General features: G+C 68.4%; 11 protein-coding genes. 7 read left to right on the forward strand and 4 right to left on the reverse strand.

The window, feature by feature from the left end:
• Positions 1-22 precede the first annotated feature (22 nt).
• The 4 genes from QFZ27_RS05645 (at position 23) to QFZ27_RS05660 (ending at position 3,582) form a co-directional block, all read left to right on the forward strand.
• Positions 23-916, forward strand: a complete 894-nt coding sequence (locus QFZ27_RS05645) for an NmrA family NAD(P)-binding protein (RefSeq protein ID WP_429225113.1) — start codon at positions 23-25, stop codon at positions 914-916.
• A gap of 18 nt (positions 917-934) precedes the next feature.
• Positions 935-1,711, forward strand: coding sequence for an SDR family NAD(P)-dependent oxidoreductase (locus QFZ27_RS05650; RefSeq protein WP_429225114.1), 777 nt, complete (start codon positions 935-937; stop codon positions 1,709-1,711).
• Positions 1,712-1,856: 145 nt separating this feature from the next.
• Positions 1,857-2,366 (forward strand): nuclear transport factor 2 family protein, encoded by a 510-nt coding sequence (locus QFZ27_RS05655; protein ID WP_429225115.1) that lies wholly within the window; start codon positions 1,857-1,859, stop codon positions 2,364-2,366.
• Positions 2,367-2,583: 217 nt separating this feature from the next.
• Entirely contained in the window at positions 2,584-3,582 is a 999-nt protein-coding gene (locus tag QFZ27_RS05660) for a quinone oxidoreductase family protein (protein ID WP_429225116.1), read from the forward strand.
• Positions 3,583-3,661: 79 nt separating this feature from the next.
• On the opposite strand, the gene QFZ27_RS05665 is transcribed toward QFZ27_RS05660, so the two are convergent.
• Entirely contained in the window at positions 3,662-4,294 is a 633-nt protein-coding gene (locus QFZ27_RS05665; protein ID WP_429225117.1) for a TetR/AcrR family transcriptional regulator, read from the reverse strand.
• Between the two features lie 203 nt (positions 4,295-4,497).
• Between QFZ27_RS05665 and QFZ27_RS05670 the strand changes: the two genes are divergently transcribed.
• The 3 genes from QFZ27_RS05670 to QFZ27_RS05680 are packed head-to-tail and all read left to right on the forward strand — an operon-like array spanning position 4,498 to position 8,310.
• On the forward strand, positions 4,498-4,995 hold the full coding sequence (locus QFZ27_RS05670) for a (2Fe-2S)-binding protein (RefSeq protein WP_429225118.1): 498 nt from the start codon (positions 4,498-4,500) through the stop codon (positions 4,993-4,995).
• The gene (locus tag QFZ27_RS05675; protein ID WP_429225119.1) at positions 4,992-6,050 is read left to right on the forward strand and encodes an FAD binding domain-containing protein; all 1,059 of its coding nucleotides are present in this window, start codon (positions 4,992-4,994) and stop codon (positions 6,048-6,050) included. Before QFZ27_RS05670 ends, QFZ27_RS05675 begins: the two co-directional genes overlap by 4 nt.
• Complete coding sequence (locus tag QFZ27_RS05680) at positions 6,043-8,310, forward strand: xanthine dehydrogenase family protein molybdopterin-binding subunit (RefSeq protein WP_429225120.1); 2,268 nt, start codon at positions 6,043-6,045, stop codon at positions 8,308-8,310. Before QFZ27_RS05675 ends, QFZ27_RS05680 begins: the two co-directional genes overlap by 8 nt.
• A gap of 434 nt (positions 8,311-8,744) precedes the next feature.
• Here the strand turns inward: QFZ27_RS05680 and QFZ27_RS05685 are convergent, their stop codons facing one another.
• The 3 genes from QFZ27_RS05685 to QFZ27_RS05695 form a co-directional block, all read right to left on the reverse strand.
• The gene (locus QFZ27_RS05685; RefSeq protein WP_429225121.1) at positions 8,745-9,926 is read right to left on the reverse strand and encodes an integrase core domain-containing protein; all 1,182 of its coding nucleotides are present in this window, start codon (positions 9,924-9,926) and stop codon (positions 8,745-8,747) included.
• A gap of 139 nt (positions 9,927-10,065) precedes the next feature.
• Positions 10,066-11,475, reverse strand: a complete 1,410-nt coding sequence (chrA, locus tag QFZ27_RS05690) for a chromate efflux transporter (protein ID WP_429225122.1) — start codon at positions 11,473-11,475, stop codon at positions 10,066-10,068.
• A gap of 17 nt (positions 11,476-11,492) precedes the next feature.
• The gene (locus tag QFZ27_RS05695) at positions 11,493-12,473 is read right to left on the reverse strand and encodes a chromate resistance protein ChrB domain-containing protein (protein ID WP_429225123.1); all 981 of its coding nucleotides are present in this window, start codon (positions 12,471-12,473) and stop codon (positions 11,493-11,495) included.
• Between the last annotated feature and the right edge of the window lie 18 nt (positions 12,474-12,491).

Here is a 12,491-nt window from a genome sequence, read left to right on the forward strand (position 1 = left end):
CCACCCACCTTGGAGATGAATGATGACCGACAAGTTCCTGGTTGCCGGGGCCACCGGCGAGACCGGCCGCTACACGGTCCGACGCCTTCTCGGCGATGGTCACGCCGTCAGGGCGATGGTCTGCAAAGAGGATGAACGGGCCGAGGCGCTGCGGCGAGAGGGAGCCGAGGTCGTGGTCGGTGACCTCTTCGAGCACGACGACGCAATCCGCGTCACGGCCGACACCACCGCCGCTTACTTCTGCTACCCCGTTCGTCCCGGCATCATCCAGACCACGGCATATTTCGCCGATGCGGCCAGGCGGGCCGGCCTCAAGGCCGTGATCAACATGTCGCAGATTTCGGCGCGGGAAGATTCCAAGAGCCATGCGGCGCGCGATCACTGGATCGCCGAGCGGATCTTCGACTGGTCGGGCGTTCCGACCGTGCACCTGCGGCCGACCTTCTTCTCGCAATGGCTGCTCTACCCGTTCGCGCGCAAGACGATCGTTGAGCAGGGCATCATCGATCTGCCCTATGGCGCCGGACGCCATGCCCCGATCGCGGCCGAGGACCAGGCACGCCTGATCGCCGCGCTCCTGGTGGATCCGGCCGCGCATGTCGGCAAGACCTACACGCTCCACGGCCCGACCGAACTGGACCAGCCGGGCATCGCTGCGGCGATCAGCGAAGTGCTCGGGCGGACGATCAACTACCGGCCGCTGACCATCCCCGAGTATCGGGAGCGGCTCGAGAAGTTCGGGCTGCCCGAGTTCCTGATCCAGCATTTCTGCGCCATCGCCGTCGATTATCAGAACGGTATCTTCTCGGGCGCCGACAAGATCATCGCCGAGATCACGGGCACCCCGCCGATGACGGTGCAGGCGTTCGTCGCGTCGCATCGGGCCGCCTTCGACAGCCTCGATGCGGCGGCGTGACGGTCGCGGGGGAAGCAGATGAACATCGATCTTTCAGGCAAGGTCGCCCTCGTCACCGGCTCTACCGAGGGCATCGGATTCGCCATCGCCCGCGGGCTTCACGAGGCAGGCGCCGCGGTGGTGATCAATGGCCGCACCAGGCAGAAGGTCGAGGCGGCCGTGGCGCGGCTCGGCGATCGGGCGAGCGGCCAGGCCATCGACCTCGCCACGTCGGACGGGTGCACGGCACTGATCCGGGCCGAGCCCGCGCCGGATATCGTCGTCAGCAATCTCGGCATCTTCCAGCCGCTCGATTTCTTCGAGACCGATGACGCCATCTGGGATCGTCATTGGCAGGTGAACGTCATGGCCGGGGTTCGCCTCGCGCGTGCCTACCTTCCGAGAATGGCCGCGAAGTCGTGGGGGCGATTCATCTTCCTCGGCTCGGAATCCGCCTTCAACATCCCGGTCGAGATGATCCATTACGGCGTCAGCAAGACCGCCGACGTGGCGGTCGCGCGCGGTCTTGCCAAGCGCATGGCCGGCACCGGTGTGACGGTCAATTCGGTCTTGCCGGGCCCGACCTTTTCCGAGGGCGCAGCCGAGATGCTCAAGGACCAAGTCACCGCCGATCGGTCCTTCGAGGAGGTCGGCATCGATTTTGTTAGGACGCATCGGCCAACTTCCATCATCCGGCGGCCAGCGACCGTCGAGGAGGTCGCGAACATGGTGGTCTACGTCGCATCGAATCAGGCATCGGCGACGACCGGTGCGGCCTTGCGTGTCGACGGCGGTGTTGTCGACTCCATCGCCTAGCGCACGACCGCAACATCTCCACGCTGGCCCATTCGTACGGGCCCGGCCGCCGACAAACGGCGGGCCCGCGGGCCAGCTTCATTCTAGCGCGAAGTCGCTTACCCACGGCGCCTTCGGTACATTCCCATTGCCAAAGGAGCTCGGCATGAGCGCCAGCGATTCAGCACCGGCATCCTCGAACCGGAGGATCGACGCCGACACCCGGTTCGAGGCCATCGATTTCGTCAACCGGGTGAATTTCCTGTTCGACCGATGGCAGGCGGAGGAACTGCTCGCCGCGTTCTCGGATGATGTGATCGTCGACCATCCGCTCGGCCGAAGCACCGGGAAAGAAGAACTGGCGACGTTCCTGAAGGCCTATGAGCCCATCACGCACGGCGTGCGGCGGCACAACTGCAACCATGTGATCGACGCCGGGCCGGGCGAGGACGTTATCGTCACCTATTACATCCTGCTGATCCGCGTCGCGCCTTCAAGTCAGGCGGGCAGACTCAAGACCGCGCCGATGGAGATCATGGAATATGACGAGCACCTGCCGAAGCTGATTTCCTACGCGATGGTCACCGACCGGCTGACCAGGATCACAGGAGGCGACTGGCGCGTCCGTCACAAGCGGGTCCAGAACGTGTCCGAGGACAAGGAGTTTCATTTCTAGAGGAATTATGGACCGCAAACTCCTGCGCGGCGGTCTCGTCCCTGGCGCCGGCGCGCCCACGACGCAATGGCCGACGCTCGCCGGCGCAATGCTGTCCATGACGCCGACCGGCCAACTCGGGGTCTCGGTCTGGAGCAGGTCGGGGCGAGTGCGGCCGGACGGATCACAGTCAATCCAGAGCCCGCTCAGGTGAGCGAGGCGGTCGAAGGCGGCCCTCATGAAAGCTATCCGGTACCGGACGTTCGGCGGTCCCGAGGTGCTCGAATATGTCGAGCTTCCCGACCCCGAACCGGGTCCAGGCGACGTTCTGATCGAGACGTCGGCGATCGGCGTCAACTTCCCTGACATTCGCGAGCGCCTCGGCGTCTACAATCGCGCGGAAACTCGCGTCGGCGGGGTCACCCTCCCGCACGTCGGGGGGCTGCAGGTCGTCGGGCGCGTGCTGCGATCCGGGCCCGGGGCAGATTCTGCGCTCGAAGGCCGCAAGGTGATGGCGCTGATGGCGAAGGGAGCCTATGCCGCGAAGGCCGTTGCACGTGCCGAGATGGTGGTGGCGCTCGATGAGGATGCCGATGACGTCGCCATGGCCAGCTTGCCCTGCCAGGGCGTCACCGCATTTCTGGCTCTTCAGGCCTGCGCGACGCTGCGCAAAGGTGAAAGCGTTCTGGTTCAGGGCGCCGCCGGCGGCGTCGGCAGCCTGGCTGTCCAGATCGCCAAGGCGCTGGGCGCCGGCACTGTTATCGGCACCGCCAGCAGTGACGCCCGCCGCGAGTTCGTGCGCAGCATCGGCGCCGACCATGCGATCGCCTATGATAGGCCCGATTGGCCGCAGAAGATGCTCGAGCACACCGATGGGCGCGGTGTTGACGTCATCCTCGAGACGATTGGCGGCGATGTCTTCGACCAGAACTTCGAATGTCTCGCGATGCTTGGCCGGTGCGTCGTCGTCGGGTCGACGCGCGGGCCGGGTCAGCCGCTTGCGCCGCGGCGACTCATGGCGAAGGCCCAGTCGCTTTCGGGGATGTACCTGCCGAGCTTCTTCCAGCGGCCGGAACTGATCCAACGCGCGCTCCGCTTTCTCGCCGACGGCATGGCCAACGGGTCCATCAAGGCGAACGTCGCCGCGGTCCTGCCACTCAGCCGCACCGCCGATGCACACGGGTTGCTGGAGCGGCGCGAGGTACAAGGCATCGTCGTGCTCGACCCAAGCGTCTGACCGGCGTCAGCTTGCCACGCACGAATGTGCAAAGGGCGCTCTGACCGCCTCGGACCAGGCGCCGGCCGGTCGCCAGCGTCTACCCTCGCGGGAGGGGGGAAGAGGGAGGGGTAGGGCGCCGGTGGCTTCGCCCCGTCTGCAGGCGAAGGCCGTCGACGAAGACATCCAACAGCTTCAGCACGGTTTGCTGCCAGCCGGGCTGGTCGTGCATGTAGCACATGCCCACGAGCGCGCGCAGGAGGTCCTCGGCGCTGATGTCGGGGCGGATCTCGCCGGCCGAGACGGCCTGGTCCAGCAGCGTGCCGGCGGCCTTGGTCAGGCGGTCGAACGTGTAAGCATAGAGTTCCGACCGGCCATGGGTCGCCAGCGCCAGCGCCGCCAGCATGCCCTTCTTCGTCGCGACCAGTTCGACGTTGGATCTGAGCCAGGAGCGCAGGGCATCGACAGGCGCCGCCTCGCCCTTCAGCTGCTCGGCCAATGCCCCGAGCTGCTCCACCTCGCGTCGATAGACCGCCTCGAACAAGGCGTCGCGGGTCGGGAAGTGCCGGTACAGGGTGCCGATGCCGACCCCGGCCTGCCTTGCCACGGCCTCGAGGCTGGCGTCCGGTCCGCCGGCGCTGAACACGGCCTTCGCAGCTTCCAGCACGCGCTCGCGATTGCGGGCCGCGTCGGCGCGCGGCTTCCGGGTGGTCTTTGCCGAGTTCTCTTCCATATTCCTCGTCCGGGCATCCTTCCTGCTTGAAAAACGGAGGGCCCCTCCGTATATTATCCGAACGGACGCGCCTTCGAAACGCCCTGTCGATCAAGGCGGGGCGCCTGGTGTCCTCATAGCACGCAAATCCGGCCGTTCCGGCCCCAGCCGCGCGTCTGGTGCGGCCGCCATGTCTTCGACGATATCACCGATCGGAGTCCTGCATGAGTTTCTCGATCAGCCTCACCGTGAATGGTGCGCGGCATGACATCGAGCTGGATGATCCGCGGATCACCCTGCTCGATCTCCTGCGCGAACGCCTCGACCTGACCGGCACGAAGAAGGGGTGCGACCGCGGCCAATGCGGTGCCTGCACGGTGCTGGTCGACGGCCGCCGCATCAATTCGTGCCTGGCGCTCGCGGTCAGCCATGACGGGGCTGACCTTCTCACGATCGAGGGCGTCGCCCGCGGCGACGAGCTTCATCCGGTCCAGGCGGCCTTCATCGCCCATGACGGCTTCCAGTGCGGGTTCTGCACGCCGGGCCAGATCATGAGCGCCATCGGCCTGATCGGGGAAGGCCAGGCCGGCGACGACCCCGAACGCATCCGCGAAGGCATGAGCGGCAATCTCTGCCGATGCGCGGCCTATGCCGGGATCACGGAAGCGGTGCTGGAAGCGCAGAAGACGCTGGCCGAAGCCGGCCGGAGAGACGCCGCATGAACACCTTCGAATACATCAGGCCCGCCACGATCTCCGATGCCGTCGCGGCTGCGGCCGAGCCGGGAGCCGCCTATTTCGCCGCCGGCACGAACCTGCTCGACCTGATGAAGGGCGGCGTCTCCCGCCCCGGCCGCCTGGTCGACATCACGCGCCTGCCGGGGCTCGACGGCATCGAAGCCTTGCCGGACGGAGGGATTCGCATCGGCGCCCTGGTCCGCAATGCCGACCTCGCCCACGACCCGGATTTCGCCCGGAGCTATCCGGCGGTGGCGGAGGCGCTGCTGTCCGGCGCCTCGGCGCAGCTCCGCAATGCTGCGACGGTGGGCGGCAACCTGCTGCAGCGGACGCGCTGCGCGTATTTCTATGACACCGCGAGCGCCTGCAACAGGCGCGAGCCGGGCGCGGGCTGCGACGCCCGCGACGGCGAGAACCGGCTGCATGCCGTGCTCGGCTGGAGCGACAGCTGCATCGCCACCCACCCTTCCGACTTCTGCGTGCCGCTCGTCGCGCTGGATGCCGTGGCGGAGATCGAGGGCAGGGGCGGCCGGCGCGAGATCGCCGTCGAGGATCTCCACCGGCTGCCGGGTGCGACGCCCGATCGCGAGAGCGCGCTCGAGCCGGGCGACCTGATCGTCGCCATCCGCCTGCCGGCGACGGCCGCCGCATTCTCCGCTCATGCCCGCTATCTCAAGGTGCGCGAACGCACCTCGTATGCCTTCGCCGTCGTCTCGGCGGCGGCGGCGCTCCGGATCGAGGACGGCACGATCCGGGAGGTCCGGCTCGCGCTTGGCGGAGTAGCGGCCAAGCCATGGCGCGCCCGGGCAGCGGAGGCTGTTCTCGCCGGCGCCAGGCCGGGCGCCGCCGCCTTCCGGCAGGCCGCGGAGGCCGCTTTGGCCGATGCCAGGCCCTCGGGCGACAACGCCTACAAGATCGAGCTCGCGCGCCGGGTCCTCGTCCGCGCCCTGACGCTGGCCGCGGCCGGCACGCCCGAGCGCCTCCCCGCCCTTCCGGCCTCGCCGTTCTCATCTGCTTGCGGAGCGCGCCACGATGACTGAGATCCGCCCCACAGCCGGTCCCGCCCATACGCGCCACGGCTCCAGCATCGGCCAGCCGCTGACGCGCCGTGACGGCGTCCTGAAGGTGACCGGGGCGGCGCGCTACGCCGCCGACAATCACCCGGCGGGGATGCTGTACGCGGTTCTCGCGGTCAGCCGCATCGCCCGCGGCCGGGTGACGTCTCTCGATGTCGATGCGGCCAAGGCCCATCCGGGCGTGATCGAGGTCATGACTCCCGGGAACCGGCCGCCGCTGGCGATGGATCCGGACGAGAAGTCGAACCCGTTCATGTTCCGGATCGACGTCCTGCAGAACGACTTGGTGCGCTACGCCAACCAGCCGATTGCGGTGGTGATCGCCGAGACGCTGGAGGCCGCGACGGAGGGCGCGGCGCTGCTGTCGTCCCGATACGAGAGCCTGCCGCCACGGGCCGGGCTCGACGGGGGCGAGAGCTTCGTGCCGCCGGCCGTCGGCGTCGGCAATCCGGCCCAGGTGGAACGGGGCGAGGTCGAGGCCGCCCTCGCCGGTTCGCCGAACCGCGTCGAGGCGACTTACGAGACGCCTGACCAGTACCACAATGCGATGGAGCCCCACGCCATCGTCGCCGTCTGGGACGGCGATGCCCTGTCGATCGACACGCCGAGTCAGGGTCTGGCGATGGCGCAGGGCCGGATCGCGGGGCTGTTCGGCATCCCGCCCGAGAAGATCCACATCCGCAGCCCGTTCCTCGGCGGCGGCTTCGGCTCCAAGGGCCTGGTCTCCGGCCCGCAGGTCCTCGGCATCCTCGCGGCCCGGCTGGTCGGCCGGCCGGTCAAGCTGGTGCTGCGCCGCGAGCAGATGTACGGGCCGGTCGGCCATCGCGCGCCCTCCCGCCAGACGCTCCGGATCGGCCTCGACGTCGAGGGCCGGATCACCGCGCTCGCCCATCACGCGAAGGTGACGTCGAGCAGCTTCGACGATTTCTTCGAGCCGGCAGCCGACGCCTCGCACACGCTCTACGCCAGCCCGGCCATCGCCACCTCGCACGAGGTGGTCCGCGTCGACACCGGCACGCCGCTGTTCATGCGGGCGCCCGGGGAAGCCACGGGCTCGATCGCGCTGGAAAGCGCGATCGATGAGGCGGCCTGGGCCTCCGGTATGGATCCGCTGGCGTTCCGGCTGAAGAACTACGCCGAGGTCGAGCCGATCTCCGGCAAACCGTTCTCTTCCAAGGCCCTGCGCGAATGCTATGCGGAGGGCGCGGCGCGCTTCGGCTGGTCGGGACGGCCGCTCGCGCCGCGACAGATGCGGGACGAGGCCGGCTTCCTCACCGGCTGGGGCATGGGCACCGCGACCTTCCCGGCGCTGATGTTCCAGGCCCAGGCCCGTGCGATCCTGCGCCGCGACGGAACCGGCGTGATGGAGACCGGCGCCCAGGACATGGGCCAGGGCGCCTGGACCGCACTGGCCCAAATCGCGGCCGACGGCCTCGGGCTCGATCTCGAGCAGGTGGAGTTCAGGGCCGGCTCATCCGATCTTCCGGATGCCGGCATCGCCGGCGGCTCGGCCCATACGGCCACGGCCGGGATGGCGATCCACGGCGCCGGCGCCGATGTCATCGCCAAGCTGGCCGATCTGGCGATGGGTGATGAGCGTTCGCCCCTGTTCGGGGCGGGGAATGCCGGGGTGCTGGCGCGGAGCGGCCGCCTGTTCCGCCGCGACGACGAAAGCCGGAGCGAGAGCTATGTCGACATTCTCGCCCGCGCCGGGCTGGCCGAGCTGGAGGGCCGCGGCAGGAGCGCCGCGGACCCCGCGGCTCAGTCGGCCTATGCGATGCATGCGCACGGGGCGGTCTTTGCCGAGGTCAAGGTCGACCCCGATCTCGGCCAGATCCGCGTCACCCGTCTTGTCGGCGCCTTTGCGGCGGGACGGGTCATCAATCCTCGCCTCGTGCGCAGCCAGTACTATGGCGGCATGATCTGGGGCGTGTCCTTCGCGCTGCACGAGGAAGCGGTGATGGACCGGCGCTCCGGCCGAATCCTGAACGCCGATCTTGCCGAGTACCACGTTCCGGTGAATGCCGACGTGCCGTCGATCGATGCTCTGATGATCGAGGAGCACGATCCGCATGTGAACGCCCTGGGCATCAAGGGGGTCGGGGAGATCGGCATCACCGGCACCGCCGGGGCCGTGGCGAACGCGGTCTGGCACGCCACGGGAACGCGCGTCCGCCGTTTCCCGATCAGGCTGCATGACCTGCTGACGCCGGCATCGGACTAGCTCACCGGGCAAGCGCAAGAACCTCGGTGGCGTCGGTGACGGCAGGGGGCGCGGATGATCGGGCCGGTTCGCGCCTCCCGCCGGCACGCTCGGCCTGTCTCCAGGATCACGTTGACCGGAACCGCCGACTGCCGACGTGGACACGCTCGCATCCGGCATCGGATGGCTGCGGGTTCTATGGACAAGGCGCGGACCGATTTGGACTCGGAAGCCCCGGCCGTTCCCCGGGTAGCTGCGGCATTCACACATCGACCTGAGACACCGGCGGTCGGTATACGAACAGATGACCTCTCCCGCTTGCGGGAGAGGTCGGACATCCGAAGGATGTCCGGGTGAGGGATAGCGGCCTCACCGAAAGCACAGCTTTGCCGCGGGCGAGCGCATGACCCGCCCGGTGCTGAAACGCTTATCCTGATGTCGAAGCCGAGCTGCCCTCACCCGGTCTCGCTGCGCGATGTCCAGCGGATAGATGGGTGACATTTTAGACCGGATGGATGGGTGACAGCTGCGTCGGGTTGGGGGTCGATCACCCCGATCGGCGTGTTGTAGAAGCGCATGCGCAGCTCGCCGGTTTCGCGTTCCTCGATGGCGACCCATTCGCCGACCAGAACCTCGGACACGAACAGGAAGTCGCCCGCCCACTTGATCTCGCCGTTCGAACGCACCCGGCGGATATCGGCTTCCCGGGGATACTCCGGCTCCGGCAGACGCTTCGGCAACGGCCGCGGCGACGGCTGATAGTGCCGCGCCGGCGGCGTCTGCCCCAAGGCTTCATGCGGCCGTTCGTGGTTGTAATACGCCCGGAATTCGGCGAAGCGTGCAGCCTGGGCCGCCCGGTCGGCCGCCGCCGGCTCAATCGCCTCCCGCAGGGTCAGATGGAACCGCTCCTGACGTCCATTCTGCTGCGGCTTGCCCGGTGCCGTCCGCTCGTGCCGGATGCCCAGCTTCGCCCACCAGGCGCTCAGCCGCGTCAGCCCGGTAACTCCGGGCGAGGCGAACGGCGAACCGTTGTCCGACCGCATGATCTCGGGCAGGCCATTCTCCTCGAAGCTCCGCTCGAACTCCGCTCGCGCCTCCTCACCCCGGGTGCTGTCGCCCGCCGTCAGCCCCAGCAGATACCGCGCATAGCCGTCGCCGATCGTCAGCGGCTCGCACCGCTCGCCATTGCCCAGCCGAAACCAGCCCTTGTGGTCTGTCGCCCAGACCTGGTTCGGCCGCTCCGCCACCGTCAGACCGCCCAGCGTCGGCGGCACCCGATGACGCCGACGCCGCGGCTGCACCAGACCCTCCCGCTTCAGGATCTCCCCAGCCGTCGACGGCACCGGCCAGGCCGCCTCCGGATAGCGCTCCTCCAGCTTCGCGATGATCTTGCGCGGACCCCAACTCGGCCGCGCCAGCTTCTGCTCGATGATCGCCGCCGCCAACTCCACCGGCGTCGCTCGGCCGTGCACTCGCGGCGCATGGCTCCGCTCCGACAGCCCCGCCGAACCCTCCGCCCGATACCGATCAATCCACTTGTACGCCGTCTTCCGACTGATCCCGTAGCGCTCCGACAGTTCCACCACCGTCCACTCCCCGCCCAGCCAGTCCCCGATCAACGACACTCTCTGATCCATGGCACAGCTCTCTTCAAGGCATCCGCAGGCCCTCCCTGCCGAAGTAGAGCTGTCACCCATCCATCCGGTCTATTCTGTTACCTCTCTATCCGGACTGGACACTGCGGACGCCCGGCCTCTCCCGCCAGGCGGGACCTTTTCAGACCCCCATGGCGAAATGCAGCGCGATGCTCGCGGCCGAGCAGACCGCCAGGATCCACATCACGCCGAGCTTGAGCCGGAACACGCAGAGGCCCGCGACCACGGCCAGCGCCAAGGCCCAAAGGTCGAGGTTGCCCGGCACCGGCGCGGCGAATGACATTCCCAGGCCTTCCACCGGGACCGTCTGGCGGAACAGGACATGCAGCGCGAACCAGACCGCCAGGTTGGCCACCACCCCGACGATGGCGGCCGTGACCGCCGACAGGGCGCCGGACAGCTTCCGGTTCTCCTGGAGCCGCTCGATCAGGGGTGCGCCCAGGAAGACGAACATGAAGCACGGCAGGAACGTCACCCATACCGTCAGCATCGATGCGATCACGCCGCCGGGAATGCCCGACAGGCTGCCGGGCGCGCGATAGCCGGCCAGGAAGCCGACGAACTGCAGCACCAGGATCAGCGGCCCGGGCGTCGTCTCGGCGAGGCCCAGTCCGGTCAGCATCTCCGGCGCGCCCAGCCAGTGGTAGCTCTGGACCGCCTCCTGGGCGACATAGGCCAGGACGGCATAGGCGCCGCCGAAGGTCACGACCGCCATCTTCGAGAAGAACCACGCGACATCGGCGTAGACGCCGCCGACCGGCAGCAGGGCGGCCACGGGCAGCAGCCAGAGCGCAGCGCATACGAGGCCCGCCACGAGCGCGCCTCGCGCCAGGCGGTTGGCGCGGCCGGGATCGGCGGCGAGCACGGCGTCGAGCAGGGCCGGCGGCCCATCCTTGGCCTTCCCGTGCGCCCCGCCGGCGAAGTGGCCGGGAGCCAGGATCCCGATCAGGCCGGCTGTCAAGACGACGATCGGAAACGGCACGTTGAACAGGAACAGCGCGAGGAACGAGGCGCCGGCGAGCGCCCAGGCCACGCGCCCCTTCAGGGCCCGTCGGCCGATCCGGAGTACGGCCTCGATGACCAGCAGCAGGACGGCGCTCTTCAACCCGAAAAACAGCGCGGCGATGAGCGGGACCGCGCCGAGCGTGGCGTAGATCGCCGACAGCGCCAGCATGACCATGGCGCCCGGGATGACGAACAGCAGGCCGGCGATGATGCCGCCGATCGGCCCGTGCATCAGCCAGCCGAGATAGACGGCGAGCTGCTGCGCCTCGGGCCCGGGCAGCAGGTTGCAGAAGTTCAGGGCGTGCAGGAAGCGCCGGTCGCTCACCCAGTTGCGCTCGTCGACCACCTCGCGATGCAGCAGCGCGATCTGGCCGGCCGGACCGCCGAAGGACAGGCAGCCGATCTTGAGCCAGACTCGGGTGGCCTCGCCGAGCGACGGTAGCGGCGGCATCGCGGCCGGGCTGCCGACAGTCGCCTCTTTCGCGCTCGCGGCTTCGTGGTCCGGCGCCAGCATTCTCTCGACCATCGGCGGCTCCCCGCGGATCACCCGCGCTTGGTGCGGAAATACTGGTAGAGGTTGTCGAAGATGGGAGAGCCTTGGGCGATCCGCTGCTCGTCGTCCTTGTTCGCCATGGCGACGCCGGCGATCAGGTGGCCGATGCCGGTGGCTTCCTCGCGCCCGAACTTGCCGTCCTTCAGGTCGATGTCGTGGACGATCTCGGCGATCGGCTGCAGCGCCGGATCGATGAGCCCGGCGCGGCCCAGCAGCACCTCGAAGCTGCAGCGATCGCCCTCATGGGTGATCTCGCCCTCGAACATGTCGAAGCGCAGCTCGCCCGCCTTCGGGACGTAGCCCTTGCCCGGCACGAAGCGGATCACCGCGTCGGGATCGATGAAGCGGCGGATCAGCCAGGCGCAGGCGATGCGGTCGACATGCACCCCCTGGCGCGTGACCCAGACCCGCCCGACAAGATTCGTCACTGCCTGCGGCTGTTCCTCGGTCATGTCCTTGTCCTCCGCGATCCGGGCCTCGAGGCCCGCGATCAGGCTTTCTGCCGAGAGGCGGCCGGTGGCGCCGAAGAAGTCGATCGCCGCGATCTCCATCAGCCGTTTGCGCAGGCGCCTGACCTGCCCGGACAGCTCAGCGCTTTCATCCTGGGCGGTGGTCGCGACCAGCTTGGCCGAAAGGGCCCGCGCCTCCTTGATGAGCGCTTCGTAGTCCTCGTCCCGCGCGGCGTCGAACAGCGACCGCACCTGGCCGTCGGACAAGCCGTCGACCAGCCGTGCCTCGCACACCATCGCCTCGCCGCCGCCCTCGACGATCTCCTTCAGCAGCCACTCGAAATCCTCCTGCGTCTCGGCATTCGCCGGCAGGGCGTAGACGGTGTTCTTCACGGCCACGGCGCCGATGCCCTGCAGCCGGCGCCAGATCTTCACCCGGAAATAGGCCGGCTTGGTCGGCAGTTGGTGGATCAGCAACAGCCACCGCTGCTCAGCCGGGCGCGCATCGTCGATCATATCCATACCGTATCATCGACTATA

It is taken from the genome of Inquilinus ginsengisoli (assembly GCF_050434925.1).
Classification (GTDB): domain Bacteria; phylum Pseudomonadota; class Alphaproteobacteria; order DSM-16000; family Inquilinaceae; genus Inquilinus; species Inquilinus ginsengisoli_B.

Bases quoted from the DNA above. Each gene is read 5' to 3' on its own strand.
- QFZ27_RS05680 (WP_429225120.1), top strand. From the start codon at position 6,043: ATGACTGAGATCCGCCCCACAGCCGGTCCCGCCCATACGCGCCACGGC.
- QFZ27_RS05695 (WP_429225123.1), bottom strand. From the start codon at position 12,473: ATGGATATGATCGACGATGCGCGCCCGGCTGAGCAGCGGTGGCTGTTG.
- QFZ27_RS05670 (WP_429225118.1), top strand. From the start codon at position 4,498: ATGAGTTTCTCGATCAGCCTCACCGTGAATGGTGCGCGGCATGACATC.
- QFZ27_RS05685 (WP_429225121.1), bottom strand. From the start codon at position 9,926: ATGGATCAGAGAGTGTCGTTGATCGGGGACTGGCTGGGCGGGGAGTGG.
- QFZ27_RS05655 (WP_429225115.1), top strand. From the start codon at position 1,857: ATGAGCGCCAGCGATTCAGCACCGGCATCCTCGAACCGGAGGATCGAC.
- QFZ27_RS05650 (WP_429225114.1), top strand. From the start codon at position 935: ATGAACATCGATCTTTCAGGCAAGGTCGCCCTCGTCACCGGCTCTACC.
- chrA (WP_429225122.1), bottom strand. From the start codon at position 11,475: ATGGTCGAGAGAATGCTGGCGCCGGACCACGAAGCCGCGAGCGCGAAA.
- QFZ27_RS05665 (WP_429225117.1), bottom strand. From the start codon at position 4,294: ATGGAAGAGAACTCGGCAAAGACCACCCGGAAGCCGCGCGCCGACGCG.
- QFZ27_RS05660 (WP_429225116.1), top strand. From the start codon at position 2,584: ATGAAAGCTATCCGGTACCGGACGTTCGGCGGTCCCGAGGTGCTCGAA.
- QFZ27_RS05675 (WP_429225119.1), top strand. From the start codon at position 4,992: ATGAACACCTTCGAATACATCAGGCCCGCCACGATCTCCGATGCCGTC.
- QFZ27_RS05645 (WP_429225113.1), top strand. From the start codon at position 23: ATGACCGACAAGTTCCTGGTTGCCGGGGCCACCGGCGAGACCGGCCGC.